Source organism: Streptomyces sp. NPDC014870, from assembly GCF_043081505.1.
Lineage (GTDB): Bacteria > Actinomycetota > Actinomycetes > Streptomycetales > Streptomycetaceae > Streptomyces.
In genome coordinates this window covers 403,921-418,981 of record NZ_JBIBWQ010000004.1, presented here as the reverse complement: position 1 = coordinate 418,981, position 15,061 = coordinate 403,921, and the positions used below count along the sequence as shown (strand labels likewise).

14 protein-coding genes are annotated in these 15,061 nt (G+C 73.5%); 2 read left to right on the top strand and 12 right to left on the bottom strand.

Going from position 1 to position 15,061, the window contains the following annotated elements:
- Positions 1–16: 16 nt before the first annotated feature.
- Both ACF09C_RS14405 and ACF09C_RS14400 read right to left on the bottom strand, forming a co-directional pair.
- Positions 17–571 (bottom strand): phosphonate degradation HD-domain oxygenase, encoded by a 555-nt coding sequence (locus tag ACF09C_RS14405; protein ID WP_392091787.1) that lies wholly within the window; start codon positions 569–571, stop codon positions 17–19.
- Positions 568–1,665 (bottom strand): TauD/TfdA family dioxygenase, encoded by a 1,098-nt coding sequence (locus ACF09C_RS14400; protein WP_392091786.1) that lies wholly within the window; start codon positions 1,663–1,665, stop codon positions 568–570. Before ACF09C_RS14400 ends, ACF09C_RS14405 begins: the two co-directional genes overlap by 4 nt.
- 215 nt (positions 1,666–1,880) lie before the next feature.
- On the opposite strand from ACF09C_RS14400, the gene ACF09C_RS14395 reads away from it, so the two are divergent.
- Complete coding sequence (locus ACF09C_RS14395) at positions 1,881–2,750, top strand: IclR family transcriptional regulator (RefSeq protein WP_392091785.1); 870 nt, start codon at positions 1,881–1,883, stop codon at positions 2,748–2,750.
- On the opposite strand, the gene ACF09C_RS14390 is transcribed toward ACF09C_RS14395, so the two are convergent.
- The 8 genes from ACF09C_RS14390 to ACF09C_RS14355 form a co-directional block, all read right to left on the bottom strand.
- Positions 2,734–4,224: a PE-PGRS family protein gene (locus ACF09C_RS14390; protein WP_392091784.1), complete on the bottom strand. Its 1,491-nt coding sequence runs from the start codon at positions 4,222–4,224 to the stop codon at positions 2,734–2,736. The genes ACF09C_RS14395 and ACF09C_RS14390 overlap by 17 nt on opposite strands.
- 81 nt (positions 4,225–4,305) lie before the next feature.
- Positions 4,306–4,728 carry a ribonuclease domain-containing protein gene (locus tag ACF09C_RS14385; RefSeq protein ID WP_392091783.1) on the bottom strand — a complete coding sequence of 141 codons (423 nt, stop codon included), beginning with the start codon at positions 4,726–4,728 and terminating at the stop codon, positions 4,306–4,308.
- 104 nt (positions 4,729–4,832) lie between these two features.
- Positions 4,833–5,822: a 2Fe-2S iron-sulfur cluster-binding protein gene (locus ACF09C_RS14380; protein WP_392091782.1), complete on the bottom strand. Its 990-nt coding sequence runs from the start codon at positions 5,820–5,822 to the stop codon at positions 4,833–4,835.
- Positions 5,806–6,042 (bottom strand): hypothetical protein, encoded by a 237-nt coding sequence (locus tag ACF09C_RS14375; RefSeq protein ID WP_392091781.1) that lies wholly within the window; start codon positions 6,040–6,042, stop codon positions 5,806–5,808. Before ACF09C_RS14375 ends, ACF09C_RS14380 begins: the two co-directional genes overlap by 17 nt.
- A complete protein-coding gene (locus ACF09C_RS14370) occupies positions 6,042–7,184 on the bottom strand; it encodes a Rieske 2Fe-2S domain-containing protein (protein ID WP_392091780.1) in 1,143 nt (380 codons plus the stop codon). The genes ACF09C_RS14375 and ACF09C_RS14370 overlap by 1 nt, the downstream gene beginning before the upstream one ends.
- Positions 7,181–8,212 carry a 4-hydroxy-2-oxovalerate aldolase gene (gene dmpG / locus ACF09C_RS14365; protein WP_392091779.1) on the bottom strand — a complete coding sequence of 344 codons (1,032 nt, stop codon included), beginning with the start codon at positions 8,210–8,212 and terminating at the stop codon, positions 7,181–7,183. Before dmpG ends, ACF09C_RS14370 begins: the two co-directional genes overlap by 4 nt.
- Positions 8,209–9,102, bottom strand: a complete 894-nt coding sequence (locus ACF09C_RS14360; protein ID WP_392091778.1) for an acetaldehyde dehydrogenase (acetylating) — start codon at positions 9,100–9,102, stop codon at positions 8,209–8,211. Before ACF09C_RS14360 ends, dmpG begins: the two co-directional genes overlap by 4 nt.
- Before the next feature lie 6 nt (positions 9,103–9,108).
- The gene (locus ACF09C_RS14355) at positions 9,109–9,891 is read right to left on the bottom strand and encodes a 2-keto-4-pentenoate hydratase (RefSeq protein WP_392091777.1); all 783 of its coding nucleotides are present in this window, start codon (positions 9,889–9,891) and stop codon (positions 9,109–9,111) included.
- 221 nt (positions 9,892–10,112) lie between these two features.
- On the opposite strand from ACF09C_RS14355, the gene ACF09C_RS14350 reads away from it, so the two are divergent.
- A complete protein-coding gene (locus ACF09C_RS14350; RefSeq protein ID WP_392091776.1) occupies positions 10,113–13,283 on the top strand; it encodes a trypsin-like peptidase domain-containing protein in 3,171 nt (1,056 codons plus the stop codon).
- Positions 13,284–13,344: 61 nt separating this feature from the next.
- Here ACF09C_RS14350 and ACF09C_RS14345 read toward each other — a convergent pair whose 3' ends face one another.
- On the bottom strand, positions 13,345–14,250 hold the full coding sequence (locus ACF09C_RS14345) for an SDR family oxidoreductase (protein ID WP_392091775.1): 906 nt from the start codon (positions 14,248–14,250) through the stop codon (positions 13,345–13,347).
- 1 nt (position 14,251) lies between these two features.
- On the bottom strand, positions 14,252–15,016 hold the full coding sequence (locus tag ACF09C_RS14340; RefSeq protein ID WP_392091774.1) for an SDR family oxidoreductase: 765 nt from the start codon (positions 15,014–15,016) through the stop codon (positions 14,252–14,254).
- Positions 15,017–15,061 lie beyond the last annotated feature (45 nt).

Below are 15,061 nucleotides of genomic sequence, written 5' to 3'. Positions count from 1 at the left end.
GTGTGTGGCGGTGGTGTCAGGCCGCGCGGAGCAGCGCCGCGAGGAGCGGGCGGAATTGCGCGAAGCCCGGGGTCGGCAGCTCCGGGTCCTTGGCCTGCTCGTCCCAGCGGCGTACGGCGACGGCGTCGGCCGCGCCCGGGTGGGCCTCGAAGGCGCGCACCTGCTCCTCGGTCATCGGTCCGCCCTGGACGGCCAGGGTGTGCACCGACGCATCGGAGAGGAGGGCGAGGTAGCCGGGCTCGACGGCGCAGAGGTACCGCTTGGCCGCGACGTGCAGCCGTACGGGTTCGGTGACTTCGGGCCCGAACCACTGGTCGAGCCAGTCGGCCCCGGTGTGGCTGTGCCGGTTGTCGGTGCCGTTCTCCATCAGGTCGCGGCCGGTGACGGCGCCCTGGAAGTGGCCGACGTCGTGCAGGAGCGCGGCGGCGACCAGGTGCGCGGGGGCGCCGGCCGCCTCGGCGAGGGCGCCGGCCTGGCACATGTGCTCGGCCTGGGTGACGGCCTCGCCGAAGTACTCGGCGCTGCCCTCGCCCTCGAAGAGGGCGGCGAGCGTGTCGAGGGGGTGGTTCATCGCGTGCTCTCCGCTCGACGCAGGACGGCGAGGGTGGAGGCGAGCCCGTCGATGTCGGCGTACGCGCCCTGGAGGTGCCGGTCGCCGGACTCGGCGAAGGCAGTACGGGCGTGCAGCAGCCGGGTGTTGTCGAAGATCAGGCAGTCGCCGGGGGCAAGCCGGAAGTCCAGCTGGAGCTCGGGCCGCAGGAGCAGTTCGCCGAAGCGCCGGTAGGCGGCGTAGAAGGCGTCGAGCAGGTCGGCGGGGAGGGAGAGCGTGCCGATGGAGCGGTTGTTGAAGCGGATCTCGCGGAGCCGGCCGGCCGGGTCGGTGCCGATCAGGGGCCGGTGGGCGCGGAGTTCGGTGCGCTCGTCGGCGAAGGCGAAGGGGACCGGGACGCGGGTGAGGATCTCGTACGCCTCCGGGTCCTCGGCGCGCAGCAGGGCGGCGGCGTGGAAGCCGTCGACGAGGCCGGAGTCGCCGCCCCGGGCCGCGTTGCTGAGGCAGTGCAGGAGCTGGAGGGTGGGGACCGGGTCGCGGTAGGGGTTGTCGGTGTGCGGGGTGATCCGGGCGCCGGTGAAGGCGAGGTTGTTGGGGTCGGCCTCGACGCGGACCTCGAACAGCTCGCCGTAGTTGGTCTCGCGGACGTAGCCGAAGGTGCGGGCCACGTCGAGGACCTGGCGGTCGCGCACGGGGACGCCGCGCAGCAGGGTGAAGCCGAGGCGCAGGACGGAGTCGAGGGCGGCGGCGCGGACGGCCGGGTCGCCGGTGTACGCGTCCCAGTCGGCCTCGGGGAGTCCGTCGGCGAACCGCTCGGCGGCCCACAGCTCCTTGTCGTCCTCGGTGCGGCCGTCGCCGGGCGCGGCGTCGGCGCCCGGCAGGTGGGCGCCGAGCCATGCCTCGGGGTAGACGGAGCGGTGGCCGTCGGGGGCCCAGACGACCTCGCGGGCGGGGGCGCCGTCGGGGGTGCGGGTGTCGTGGACGGCGTCGACGGCGAGCGCGGCGGGGAGTTCGGTGATCTGGAACAGCTTCTGGCCGTTGCGGGGGTCGCGGCAGTGCGCGCAGGGGCAGTTGTCGCGCAGCCAGAACGGCGGCGCGGTGGCGAGGGACGCCATGAGGCTCTCCAAGTTGTACAGACAACTTTCGGTTCGGTCGGGAGCCTCCCAGTCCCGGATGACCAAGGGGTTACGGACAGCCCAACAGGCACCCGAACCCCGTCCCGTATATGCCTATTCGAAATAGTGGGTGCAGCTGTCTTCCCCCCGGCGAGGAGCGCGTGGCAGGGTCTGCGCAACGTCACGGAAACACGGGGACGGGAACGGAGACGGCCATGACCGCTGAGCTGGTCGGCGTGGGGACCCCCGCGCCCTCTCTGCTGGAGAAGGCCGCCCGGGTGCTCGCCGCCTTCGAGGGGCCCGAGCCGCGGCTCTCGCTGACCGAGGTGATCCGCCGCTCCGGCATCCCGCGCTCCTCCGCGCACCGCATCCTCGACCAGCTCGTCCAGCTGCGCTGGCTGGACCGGGAGGGCCGGGACTACCGCATGGGCATGCGGATGCTGGAGCTGGGCGCGCTCGCCGCCCACCACAACCGGCTGCGCCGGGCCGCCCTCCCCCGCCTCCACGCGCTCCACGAGTCCACCGGCCACCTGGTCCACCTGTACGTCCTCGACGGCGCCGAGGTCGTCTGCCTGGAGCGGATCGGCGGCTCGGAGGACTCCACGGTCCCCTCCCGCACGGGCGGCAGGATGCCCGCGTACTCCACGGCCGCCGGCAAGGCCCTCCTCGCCTTCGGCGACCCGGCCGCCCTCACCGCGCTCCTGGCCCGGCGGCTCCGCCCGCTCACCCCCCGCACCCTCGTCAATCCGGTCGCCCTCCGCTCCGAACTGGCCGCCGCCCGCGAACGGGGCGTCGCCTTCGACCGCGAGGAGACCTACCGGGGTGTCTCCTGCGTGGCCGCGCCCCTGCGCGGCGCGGGCCGGGCGATCGCCGCTGTCTCGGTCTCGGGCCACGGCATCCACCGCGACCTGGACCGCCTCGCCCCGGCGGTCCTGGCGTGCTCCCGCGGCGTGTGGCAGGACCTGTTCGGCCCGGGCCGCGCCACCGCCTCCCCCCAGGCCGCGGCGCCCGCGCCGAAGTCCCGGGTGTCGGAGGGGGAGATGGACGCGATGATGGGGTGGCTGCGGTTCAGCGAGTGGATGTAGCGGCGGCCACGTGCTCGGCCAGCAGGTCGGCCATCCGCTCCATCACGGGCACCGGCAACGAGGGATTCACCGTGGCCCCGTAGGCGGTCTCCCCGTCGCGCAGCAGCCGCACCAGGACATCCGGCGGGACGGCGGGGTTGCGGGCGGCCCTCGCCCGCACCGAGACCTCCGGGTCGTCGAGCAGCCGTACCACCGACTCCGGCGAGAGCCGCGGGTCCTCGGCCGCGTCCCGCCGCACCTCCTCCGCCTCGTCCCGACTGAACGCCTCGACCAGCTCGGGCGTGGACTCCGGGTCGTCCAGGGCCAGTCGGCGCAGTCTCGGGTTCGGGTCGGTGGCGTAGCGGAGCAGTCCGGCGCGCGGGAAGTTCGGGTGCGTGCGCGGGCGGCCGGGGAAGGAGAGGCTGCTCCCGTCCCACCAGTGCCACAGCTCCAGGAGCATGTCGGCGGGCGCGTCGTCGCAGGACTCGGCGAGGAAGAGCCGGACGACCCGATCCTCGTCCCGGGCCAGTCGTTCGACCACGTCGGGCGGCAGGTGCCGGGCGCGGGCGACGCTGCCGCGGACGTACGGATGGCTGGAGGCGGCGAGCCGGCGCATGGCGTCGGCGTCGTGGTGCAGGTCCACGACCCAGTCCAGAGCCATGGGGCGCAGGGCGTTCTCCTCGAACGCGAGGCGCACGGTGGCTCGTCGCTCCTCGGTGAGGTCCGCCCGCACGGCGAGCGCGCGCCGGACGCCCTCGTCGTCGTCCTCGGCGAGGACGGCGAAGACCGCCGGATCCAGGCCGGGACTCCCCGCCAGCCGCAGACGGACCTCACGGTCCTCGTCCGCCGCGAGGCGGGCGGCGAGCTCCGGGGCCAGGCAGCACCGGTCCAGAGCCTCGCCCTCCTTCCCTCCCAGCCGCTCGAAAGCGGCCTCGCCCAGCGGGTGGTCCTCGTGGAGGCGCAGGAGGGCGGCCGTACGGACGTGTTCGTCGGGGTCGGCGAGCAGCCCTTCCCGTACGGCGGAGGAGAGGTGCGGCCAGGCGGGGCCGCAGGCGGCGGCCCGGACGGCGGAAACGGGGTCGGCGGCGAGGGTGTGCAGGAGGGGCGCAGCCAGTCCGGGCAGCGCAGCGGCCGCGGCGCGCACCAGCGGGGAGCTGTCGGCGACGAGCGCGTGCTGCCCGGCGTCGGTCGGGGACTCACCGCGGCGGACGGCTCTCTCCACCAGCAGGGCTCGTCGCGCGGCGCCGCGTTCGGCGCGTGCCAGCCGAGTCCAGTGGTCACCGGTGAGTCCACGCCGGGACTCCAGGAGCCGTTCACGCACCTCGCGGTCGGGGTGCCGGAGCGCCGCGTCCAGGACGATCCGGGGCAGATCCTCTCGGGATACGAACGACGGGTCGATGTCGAGCAGCCGTATCAGCAGCTCGTCCGGCGCCGCGCGGTTGAAGCCGAGGAAGTCCCAGCCGCGCACCGGCCTGCCCAGGTCGTCGAGAGTCACGCACACCATCGTGCCCGGTCCGCGGCCGGCCCGGCATGGGGGAAGGTCCGGCCGCGGAACGGGAGCCGGTGACGTGGTGCGTCAGCAGTCGTGGTCGATGAGGTCGAACGAGGCGTAGTGGTCGGCGGTGTAGTAGTCCTCCTGGTACGACTCGCCCGTCACGATCCGGCGCGCGCCCCGGGTGGAGGAGCCCGGGGTCTTGACCGTGTACTCGTGGTAGTAGCCGAGGGAGTGCGCGGGCAGCAGGCGCTCGCGGTTCTGGAAGACGCTGCCGTCCTGGCGGTACGGGAAGGGGCCGCCCTGGTCGATCAGGCGGAGGGTGTCGTGGGCCTGGGAGGGCAGGTCGGAGTAACAGATGTCGCCGACGGCGGCGGCCGAGAAGGCCGATGCGGCCGGGGCGGCGGCGGTCGGGGCGACGGCCGCGGTGGCCGGGGCGCCGAGGAGGAGGGTCGAGACGAGGGCGGCAGCGCCGCCGATGACGGTGATGCGTGGGGGGATCCTCATGGCTCGATGATGACGCGCGTAGAGGAGGCCTGGACAGGCCAACTCCCTTCATTTCAACGGACGTTAACTTCATCTGCGCCTTGTGGGGACGGTGTGCGCGGCCGTCACTCGTACGTCACGTCCACCCGCTCCCCGAGCGGCACCGCCTGGCAGGCCAGGACGTAGCCCTCGGCCAGGTCCGCCGCGTCGAGCACCTCGTTGCGGGCCATCTTCACCTCGCCGGCCGTGACCCGGCAGGCGCAGGCCGCGCAGGCGCCCTCGCGACAGGAGTACGGGGCGTCGACACCGGCCGCGAGGAGGGCGTCGAGGAGCGGGGTGGCCGGCCCGCCGGTCACCCGGTGGACCCGGCCGTCCAGGTGGACCTCGGCGGTGTACGAGGCCTCGGTCGCCACGGGCTCCTCGCGGGTGAAGACGTCCTCGGCGAGGGAGAAGTACCGCTCCCGGTGGACCCGGCGCCCGCCCGCCGACCGTACGGCCGTCTCCGCCGCGTCCATGAGCGGGCCCGGGCCGCACAGGTAGGTGTCCCGGGCCGCGTACGGGGCGAGGGCGGGGGCGAGGAGTTCGGCGGTGGGGAGTCCCTGGAGGGACTCCAGCCAGTGGGTGAGGGTGAACCGGCCCGCGAAGTCCTCGGCCAGGTCGCGCAGTTCGTCACGGAAGACGACGGAGTCCTGGTCCCGGTTGGCGTAGAGCAGCGCGACCCGTCCCTCCCCCGCCACCAGCGCCGACTTGGCCAGCGAGATGACGGGGGTGATGCCGCTGCCGCCCGCGACGAGCAGCAGGTCGCGGCCGGGGACGGCCGGGGTGAAGGTCCCGGCGGGCGCGAGCACCTCCAGTTCGTCCCCGGCTGCCACCCGTTCGCAGAGCCAGCCGGAACCGCGCCCGCCCGGCACCTTCTTGACCGTGATCTTCGGCGCCTCGCCGGTGTACGGGGAGCTGGCGAGGGAGTAGCAGCGGGCGCCGCCGTCGGGCAGGCGGACGGTGAGGAACTGGCCGGGACGGTAGGGGAAGTCGGCGTCGAGGACCAGGGAGACGGCGTCCGCCGTCTCCCTGATGACCTCGGCGACCGCGACCCGCAGGCTACGGGAGGTCCGCACCGGTCACCTCCAACGCGCCGCTCGCCACCGCCGCGTCGATGGAGCCCCGCAGCTCGCCGCAGGAGCGGACCCGGCCGGCCGGCTCACCGGCGGCGACGCGCGCCCGGATGACCGGGCACGCGTCCACCGAGGGGCCCGACCACTGCACGGAGGTGTGCGCCGGGCTGAACTTCTCGCACAGCACCCGGTTCCCGCAGGCGGCGCACTCCACCGGGCGCATCACCGCGCGCGCCTTGCCAGGTTCTCGGCGACCTCGGCCTCCCAGGCCTGGTTGGCCCGGGTGGTGTCGATCTCGAACTCGAACCGCTCGACCATCTCGTCCCTGACGTCGGCCGCGTCCACGTAGAACTGCTCGTACCAGCGGCGCAGTTGGTAGACGGGCCCGTCCTCCTCGCTCAGCAGGGGGTTGTCGATGCGGGTCTTGTTCCGCCAGACCTCGATGTCCTGCTCGAAGCCGACGGCGAGGCCGGTGGTGAACAACTCGGCTGCGGCGGCGGGTTGTTCGTCGGTCATGCCGGGGAGCTTGCGCACGGTCGTGCCGTAGAGGAGAACGAAGCTGTCGGCGGACACCGGGTAGTGGCAGTTGATGAGGACGCTCTCCATCTCCGCGCCGCCGCCGATGTCCGACCAGACGCGGTCGATCATGTAGGAGGGGCCGTAGTAGGAGGCGTCGGAGCGCAGGGGTGCGCTGAGGTTGCCGAGGTCCATGTCCTGGCGCGGGGTGGACTCCAGGTACTGGCTGGCGATGTGGCCTTCGAAGACGTTGGTGAAGCGGGTCGGGAAGGCGTAGTGCACGTAGTAGAAGTGGGCCATGTCCACGACATTGTCGACGATCTCGCGGCAGTGGGAGCCGTCGACGCGGGCGGTCTTCCAGGACCAGTCGGACCACTCGCCGCTGTCGAGGCCCTCGATCTCGGGGATGGTGACCTCGGGCGGCGGCGGGTTGCCCTCGGGGTCGTGCCAGACGAAGAGCTGCTTGTTCCGTTCCAGGGTGGTCCAGGCGCGGGTCTTGGCGCGGGCCGGGACGCGGCGGGCGTACGGGATGCCGGCGCAGCGGCCGTTCCCAGCCCAGCGCCAGTCGTGGAAGGGGCAGGCGACGGCGTCGCCCTTGACGGTGCCGTGGGCGAGGTTGCCGCCCATGTGGGGGCAGTAGGCGTTGAGGACGTGCAGCTGCCCGTCCTCCTGGCCCTGGAAGACGACGAGCTTGGTGCCGAAGGCCTCGATCTCGTGCGGCTCGCCGTCCTTGAAGTCCCGGGCGAGCCCGAGGCAGTGCCAGCCGCGGGCGAAGCGGGCGGGCGGGGCGGCGGCGCGGATGACACGGGGACCCTGGTCGGTGGCGTCCGGCAGGTCGACGGTGGTCATGGGGCGATCACCTTCTCCTTCGCGAGTTCGACGGCGATGTCGATGAGCTGGTCCTCCTGGCCGCCGACGAGCCGGCGTTCCCCGGCGCGCAGCAGGATCTCGGCGCCGGAGACGCCGTACCGCTCGGCCTGCCGGTAGGCGTGCTTGAGGAAGCTGGAGTAGACCCCGGCGTGGCCCATGAGCAGGGCGAGCCGGTCGAGTCGGCACTCCTCGTCCATGACGGGCCGGACGACGTCCTCGGCCGCGTCGATGATCTTCAGTACGTCGATGCCGGTACGAATGCCCATCTTGTGGCAGACGGCGACGAGGGCCTCGACGGCGGTGTTGCCCGCGCCCGCGCCGAGCCGGCGGGTGGAGCCGTCGATCTGCCGGGCGCCGGCCTTGATCGCGGCGATCGAGTTGCCGGTGCCGAGGGCGAGGTTCTCGTGGCCGTGGAAGCCGACCTGGGCGTCGTCGCCGAGTTCGGCGACGAGGGCGGCGACCCGGTCGGCGGTCTCGTCCATGACGAGGGCGCCCGCGGAGTCCACGACGTACACGCACTGGCAGCCGGCGTCGGCCATGATCCGGCCCTGGCGGGCGAGGAGTTCGGGGGTGGTGGAGTGGGCCATCATCAGGAAGCCGACGGTCTCCAGGCCCATCTCCCGCGCGAGGCCGAAGTGCTGGACCGAGATGTCGGCCTCGGTGCAGTGGGTGGCGATCCGGCAGACGCTCGCGCCGTTCGCCTGGGCGGCCCTGATGTCGTCCTTGACGCCGAGGCCGGGGAGCATGAGGAAGGCGATCCTGGCGCGCGTCGCGGTGGCGACGGCGGCCTTGATCAGCTCCTGCTCGGGTGTCTTCGAGAAGCCGTAGGTGAACGAGGAGCCGCCCAGGCCGTCGCCGTGGGTGACCTCGACGACGGGGACTCCGGCGTCGTCGAGGGCGGCGACGACCGAGGTCACGTCCTCGACGGTGAACTGGTGGCGCTTGGCGTGGGAGCCGTCGCGCAGGGAGGAGTCGGTGATGCGGATGTCGTACGCGTCCGTGGTCATGCCTGGCTCCGCTTCGCGAACTCCTCGCCGACCTTCGTGGCGGCGGCCGTCATGATGTCGAGGTTCCCGGCGTACGGCGGGAGGTAGTCGCCGGCGCCCTCGACCTCCAGGAAGATGCCGACGCGGGCCATGCCGCCGCTGACGTCGGAGGGGTCGTCGAACTGCGGCTCGGCGCGCAGCCGGTAGCCGGGGACGTACTCCCGCACCTCCTCGGCGACCTGCTTGACGGAGAGCGCGACGGCCTCCCGGTCGGCGTCCTCGGGGATCGCGCAGAAGACGGTGTCACGCATGATCACGGGCGGGTCGGCGGGGTTGAGGATGATGATCGCCTTGCCCCGGTCGGCGCCGCCGATGGTCTCGATGCCGCGCGCGGTCGTCCGGGTGAACTCGTCGATGTTGGCGCGGGTGCCGGGTCCGGCGGAGACGGAGGCGACGGACGCGACGATCTCGGCGTAGGGGACGGGGACGACACGGGAGACGGCATGGACCATGGGGATGGTGGCCTGGCCGCCGCAGGTGATCATGTTGACGTTGTCGCCGTCGAGATGGGCCGTCAGGTTGGCGGGCGGGACGACGCCGGGCCCGAGGGCGGCCGGGGTCAGGTCGACGGCCTTGATGCCGAGCGCGCGGTAGCGGGGGGCGTTGGCGCGGTGGACGGAGGCGGAGGTCGCCTCGAAGACGAGGTCGGGGAGTTCGGGCCCGTCGAGGAGCCGGTCGACCCCGTCGTCGAAGGTGTCGAGCCCGAGCCGGCGGGCGCGGGCGAGCCCCTCGCTCTCCGGGTCGACCCCGACCATCCAGCGGGGTTCGATGTGGGGTGAGCGCAGGAGTTTGTAGAGCAGGTCGGTGCCGATGTTGCCGGAGCCGACGATGGCGGCGGTGAGGGTGGTCATCGTGCCTCAGCAGAAGGAGAGGGAGACGGAACCGAGCCCGGTGAACTCGGCGGTGTACGTGCGTCCCGCGGTGACGTCGACGGCGCGGGTGCAGGACCCGGGCAGGACGAGGTGACCCTCGCGGAGCCGGACGCCGTAGCGGGCGACGGTGCGGGCGAGCCAGGCGACGGAGCGGGCGGGGTCGCCGAGGACGGCGTCGCCGCGGCCCTCGGCGAGCGGCGCACCGTCCGCGTGGAGCCGGGCCTCGACGCCCCTGGGGTCGATCTCGCCCGGGGGGCGTCCGGCGCCGACGACGAACCCGGCGGAGGAGGCGTTGTCGGCGATCGTGTCGCCGATGGTGATGCGCCAGTCGGCGATCCGGCTGTCGATCAACTCGATCGCGGGGACGATCCGTTCGGTGGCGGCGAGGACGTCGGCCGGTGTGCAGCCCTCGCCGGGGAGGTCCGCGCCGAGCACGAACCCGGTCTCGACCTCGATGCGGGGCGCGCAGTAGCGGGCGACGGGGACGGGCCGGTCGGAGCGGAGCTCCATGTCGTCGAGGAGATGGCCGTAGTCGGGCTCGTCGACGCCCATCATGCGCTGCATGACGGGCGAGGACAGGCCGACCTTGTGCCCGACGACGGTGGCTCCGGCGGCCTGCCGGTCACGGATGTTGAGCAACTGGACGTGGTACGCGTCCTCGACGCCGAGGCCCGGGAAGGTCTCGGTGAGGGGCACCACGGGGGTTCTGCCGCGCTCGGCGTCGCGCAGCCGCTCGGCGGCCTGCCGCCGGAGCCGGTCGGTGAGCATCGCCGCTCCTTCCGGGGGGGGAGGTGGGTGGAGTGCGCCGACCGTAGGCCGGTGGGGCGGCGCCGGGGGAGCGCGGTTTCCCACTGGCCGGGAAACCGCCGCCTCGCGCATTCCGGGCGCCTCACACGCCCCTTCACGCCCCCAACAGGTGTGATTACGGTATGTGATGACACGGGCACATGTGGTGACAAGCGCATCGACGCGAGCCTCTGGAGAGCTCCATGTCGCACATCACCGGCACGGTCCAGACCCTGTCCCCCGCCGTCGTCATCGGGCCCGCCTCCGGCGCGCCCCCGACCTCGCCCGGCATCTGGGCGATCGACTTCCCGTACACACCCGCGCCTTCGGGCACGAAGCTGGTGGTCCTGCACTTCCAGGGGGTGAGCCTGCCTGCCGCCAACCGCCTGGAGGTCGAACTCGGCTACGGGACGGACGTGTTCACCTCCGGCCACGGGACCGAGTTCTGGTCCCGCCCCGTCGACGTGTACGCGCTCCCCGGCGGCCGGGTGCCCATCCGTTACGTCACGGACGGCGCCACCACCGGAGGGGCGACGCTCGACCGGTACGCGCGCGGTGAACGGCACGCGGGCGAGCAGGACCCCACGGCGTTCTCGAACAGCGATCCGTTCCTCGGCGAGGCGGTGTACACGGAGCCGAAGTACGACCCCTTCTGGTTCTGCAACACGCCGCCGAACTGGGAGAACGCGGCCTGCGCGACCCCGGCTTCAGATGTCCGGGCGCGGGTCGCGAAGAGCGTGGGCATGATCGTGGCGGCCCACGGCCACCACTTCTCGACCTGCTCCGTCACGCTCGTCGAGCCGAACGTGGTGCTGACGGCCGGGCACTGTCTGACGGACGTGGTCGCGGAGGCCGCCTCGGCCTCGGTGACCTTCGACTACGCGACGGACTGCGCGGGCGCCCGGCCCGCGGGGTACGCGGCGCGGTTCCACAAGGTCGTGAAGGTGCTGCGGCACCGCTGGGACCCCAGCACGGGGCTCGACTACTGCCTGCTGCAACTGGAGGTGCCCGCGTCGGGGCTCGGGATCCCGCCGATCCCCATCAGAGCGGACCTTCCCGGCCCGGGCGAGGCCGTCTTCGGCGTGCACCACCCGAACGGCGCGGTGAAGAAACTCTCCCCGCCGCACGCCTCGTTCGGCGGGATCATCAGCAGCTCGGCGGCCGGCCTGGACGTCAATTTCGACGTGTCCGGCGGCAGTTCGGGCTCCGGGCTCTTCGACACCTCGGGCCGGGTGATCGGCGTCCTGTCCACCGGGCGGGCATGCCGGCTGTCGTACTCCCCGACGGCGAGCGTCCTGCGCGACCTCGCCACCCCGGCCGAGCCACCCACGAACCGGGACGTCATGGTGGTGGTCGACCGCTCCGGCAGCATGACGGAGACGGCCGGGACGGGCCGTGACCGTACGAAGATCGAGGAGGCCCGGGACGCGGCCTCGCTCTTCGTCCGGCTGGTCCGCGCGGGGACCGGCAACCGGCTCGGCCTGGTCTCCTTCTCCACGTCGGCGAGTTCACCCGTCGACTTCGCCCTGGCACCGGTCACCGACGCGACGAAGACGGCACTGGCCGGGCCCCCGCCGTTCTCCGGCGGTGTGGTCGGCGGACTCGCCCCCGGTGGGATGACGACGATCGGCGGCGGACTCGACGCCGCACGCGGCCAGTTCCCCGCGCCGGGCGCCAACCCGCGCTCCGTGCTGCTGCTCACCGACGGGCTGCAGAACACCCCGCCGATGGTGGCCGACGTGCGCGGCGGCCTCGCGGGCATCGGCGTCAGCGCGATCGGCTTCGGCACGGAGACCAGCCTCGACGGCGCCCTGCTGACCCAGCTGACGCAGGAGCGCGGCGGGCTGTACACCCGGGCCGGGAACGGTCTGGCGCTGAAGAAGTTCTTCGGCCTCGCCTTCGGGAACATCTTCGAGTCGGGCGCGCTCTTCGACCCGGAGTTCGACATGCCGGCGGCCGTGCGGCGCAGCGACCCGATCCCGTTCCACGTGTGCGGTGAGGAGTCGCTGACCGTGGTGGTCGGCTGGGACAACGTGGAGGGCGAGCTCGGCATCGGGCTGCTCACACCGTCCGGCCGCTTCGTGTCGACGTCCACCGCCGGGGTCGTCCTGGAGAACGGGCACACCTGGACGTTCCTGCGGGTGCCGCTGCCGTACGGCGAGGAGCGTGACGGCCAGTGGCGGGTGCAGGTCTTCCGGCCGGGTGGCGGCGAGATCCCGCCGCCCGGTGTGAACCTGCGGTACTTCGTGCAGGTGGTGGCCTCCGGCGGGCCGAGGCTCGACCAAGTGGCGGGACCGACCCGCTTCTACACGGGCGACACCGTCAATCCGCGGGTCTTCCTGCGGTACGAGGAGGGCGGCAGCCCGCACCACGGGCGCGTCGACCTCACGGTGACCCGGCCGACGGCGGGCGCGGGCAACGTCCTGACCGAGGCCGGGCTCGGGGCGCCGGTGACCGTCGGCGGTGACACCATCCCGGCTCGGCACGCGACGCTGCGCGCCCTGGAGCAGGCGACGGGGAGACCGCTGTTCACGTACACGAGCGAGACGTTCCCGCTCTTCTCCGACGCCGCGCACACGGAGGGGGCCTTCGAGGCGGGCGGCCTCTTCGGCAACCCGCAGACCGAACTCCTCACCGTGGAGGGCAACTACACGTTCCACGCCCGGGCGGTGTACGGCGAGGGATGCGTGTCGACCCGGGAGACCCAGTGGACGGTCCACGTCGACGTCTCGGTGGACCCGGGCCGTACGACGGTCACGGTCGCCGGACCGCCCGACGGCGGCACGCTCACGATCGTCCCGCGCGACCGCTACGGCAACCACGTGGGCCCCGGCCACCTCGACGACCTCCCGATCACCGGGGCGCCCGGCACGACGGTCACGGGGCCGGTGCGGGACAACGGCGACGGCAGCTACACGATCCCGGTCACCTGGGACCCGGACGTGCCGGGCGCCCCGGGGGTCGTCGTCGCCCAACCGGGCCGCCCACCCGTGGTCGTGGCACCCCCGGCGCCCCCGCCCCCGGGCGGCGGCGACCCCTGCGAGGAGGCCCTCCGGCGCCTGCTGAAGGCCCTCTGCCGCTGCCTGGTCCGCCCACCGCACGGCCCGTGCGGGTGCGGACCGCACGGACCGGGTGGACCGGGTGGACCGGGTGGACCGGGTGGGCCGCACGGGCCCGGTGGACCTTGCGGACCGGGTGGACCGGGTGGACCGAGTGGGCCCGGCGGGCCTGGTGGACCGGGTGGACCCGGTGGACCCGGTGGGCCGCACGGACCGGGTAAGCCCGACAAGCCGCACGGGCCCGACGGCTCGGGCGGACCCGACCGGCCGAAGCCGCCCCGCCCCGGGGGCGGTTGCTGCGGGGGCCGCCCCTGACGGCCCCGGGGGTTCGGGGGGCCAAGGCTCCCCGAACCCCCACCCTTCAGGCACCCACCCCTCAGTCCGCCGCCCCGTACACCCGCCCCGGGGTCTCGGCGGCGGCCAGCAGCTTCAAGGTCGCCTCCCCCGCCTCCGCCGGGTTCCAGCGCGCGCCCTTGTCCGCCGAAGGGCCGGGCCGCCAGCCCTCCATGACCGTGATGCGACCGCCCTCCGCCTCGAAGACGCGGCCGGTCACGCCCGCCGAGGACGCCGAGCCGAGCCAGACCACAAGGGGCGAGACGTCCTCCGGCGCGGCGTCGAGGCCCGCGAAGGCCTGCTCGGTCATCCGGGTCCTGGCCGCCGGGGCGATCGCGTTGACCTGGACGCCGTACCGGCCCATCTCCGCCGCCGCGACCAGGGTGAGCCCGACGATCCCGGCCTTGGCCGCCGCGTAGTTGCCCTGCCCGACGCTGCCGAGCAGTCCCGCGCCCGACGTCGTGTTGACGACCCGTGCCACCGGCTCGCGCCCCGCCTTCGCCTCCGCCCGCCAGTACGCGGCGGCGTGCCGCAGCGGCAGGAAGTGGCCCTTCACATGGACGCGCATCACGGCGTCCCAGTCGTCCTCGCCGAGGTTCACGAGCATCCGGTCCCGCAGGAAACCCGCGTTGTTGACCAGCGTGTCCAGCCGGCCGAAGCTGTCGAGGGCGGCGGTGACCAGCGAGGCCGCGCCCTCCTCCGTGGCGATGTCGCCGCCGTGCGCGACGGCCTCGCCGCCCGCCGTACGGATCTCCTCCACCACCTGCTCGGCGGGCGAGCCGGAGCCCGCCGAGCCGTCGAGCCCCACGCCCAGGTCGTTGACGACCACCTTCGCCCCCTCGGCGGCGAAGGCCCTGGCGTGCGCCCGCCCGAGCCCCCTCCCGGCGCCCGTCACGATCACGACCCGGCCCTCGCACAGGCCCTCACGCACTCCGTCACTCCGTCCCATCTCAGCTCTCCTTGTTGACAGTCGCGGCATCCAGAAACGCGGGGCGTTCGCCGCCCCCGTGCACCAGCAGCGCGGCCCCCGAGACGTATCCGGCCCGTTCGGAGGCGAGGAAGACGGCCGCCTCGCCCACGTCCGAGGGCTCCGCGAGCCGGCCGAGCGGCACGGTCCGGGCGACGGCCTCGATCCCTCCCTCGTCCCCGTAGTGCAGATGGGAGAGTTCGGTCCTGACCATGCCGAGGACCAGGGTGTTCACCCGGACGTACGGGGCCCACTCGACGGCCATCGACCGCGCGAGGTTCTCCAGGCCGGCCTTCGCGGCGCCGTACGCGGCCGTGCCCGGTGAGGGCCGGGTCGCGCTGACGCTGCCGATCATGACGACCGAGCCGCGCGACTCCCGCAGCAGCCCGTGCGCGGCGAGCGAGGCCGTGAGCGGGGCGGTGAGGTTCAACTCCACCACCCGCGCGTGCCGTTCCGCCTCGCCCTCGCCGAGCAGCCGGTACGGCGTGCCGCCCGCGTTGTTGACCAGGGTGTCGAGGCGTCCGTACCGCTCGCCGACCTCGGCGAAGAGGTCGGCGACCGCCGCGGGGTCCCGCAGGTCGACGGGGACGAACTCGGCCTCCCGGCCCGCCTCCTTCACCGGCTCGCCCGGTGGCCTGCGGGCGCAGACGACGACCCGCGCGCCCGCCCCGAGGAAGGCCCGCGCGATGCCCGCGCCGACCCCGCGTGTGCCACCGGTGACGACCGCCACCCTCCCGTCCAGCTCCATCGGCTGCTACCTTTCCTGACCAAGCAGTCACCTAACAAATGTTTG

What these genes read in the sequence shown, in the direction of transcription:
- ACF09C_RS14405 (WP_392091787.1), bottom strand. Translation starts at nt 571, where the DNA reads ATGAACCACCCCCTCGACACGCTCGCCGCCCTCTTCGAGGGCGAGGGC.
- ACF09C_RS14400 (WP_392091786.1), bottom strand. Translation starts at nt 1,665, where the DNA reads ATGGCGTCCCTCGCCACCGCGCCGCCGTTCTGGCTGCGCGACAACTGC.
- ACF09C_RS14395 (WP_392091785.1), top strand. Translation starts at nt 1,881, where the DNA reads ATGACCGCTGAGCTGGTCGGCGTGGGGACCCCCGCGCCCTCTCTGCTG.
- ACF09C_RS14385 (WP_392091783.1), bottom strand. Translation starts at nt 4,728, where the DNA reads ATGAGGATCCCCCCACGCATCACCGTCATCGGCGGCGCTGCCGCCCTC.
- ACF09C_RS14375 (WP_392091781.1), bottom strand. Translation starts at nt 6,042, where the DNA reads ATGCGCCCGGTGGAGTGCGCCGCCTGCGGGAACCGGGTGCTGTGCGAG.
- ACF09C_RS14370 (WP_392091780.1), bottom strand. Translation starts at nt 7,184, where the DNA reads ATGACCACCGTCGACCTGCCGGACGCCACCGACCAGGGTCCCCGTGTC.
- dmpG (WP_392091779.1), bottom strand. Translation starts at nt 8,212, where the DNA reads ATGACCACGGACGCGTACGACATCCGCATCACCGACTCCTCCCTGCGC.
- ACF09C_RS14360 (WP_392091778.1), bottom strand. Translation starts at nt 9,102, where the DNA reads ATGACCACCCTCACCGCCGCCATCGTCGGCTCCGGCAACATCGGCACC.
- ACF09C_RS14355 (WP_392091777.1), bottom strand. Translation starts at nt 9,891, where the DNA reads ATGCTCACCGACCGGCTCCGGCGGCAGGCCGCCGAGCGGCTGCGCGAC.
- ACF09C_RS14350 (WP_392091776.1), top strand. Translation starts at nt 10,113, where the DNA reads ATGTCGCACATCACCGGCACGGTCCAGACCCTGTCCCCCGCCGTCGTC.
- ACF09C_RS14345 (WP_392091775.1), bottom strand. Translation starts at nt 14,250, where the DNA reads ATGGGACGGAGTGACGGAGTGCGTGAGGGCCTGTGCGAGGGCCGGGTC.
- ACF09C_RS14340 (WP_392091774.1), bottom strand. Translation starts at nt 15,016, where the DNA reads ATGGAGCTGGACGGGAGGGTGGCGGTCGTCACCGGTGGCACACGCGGG.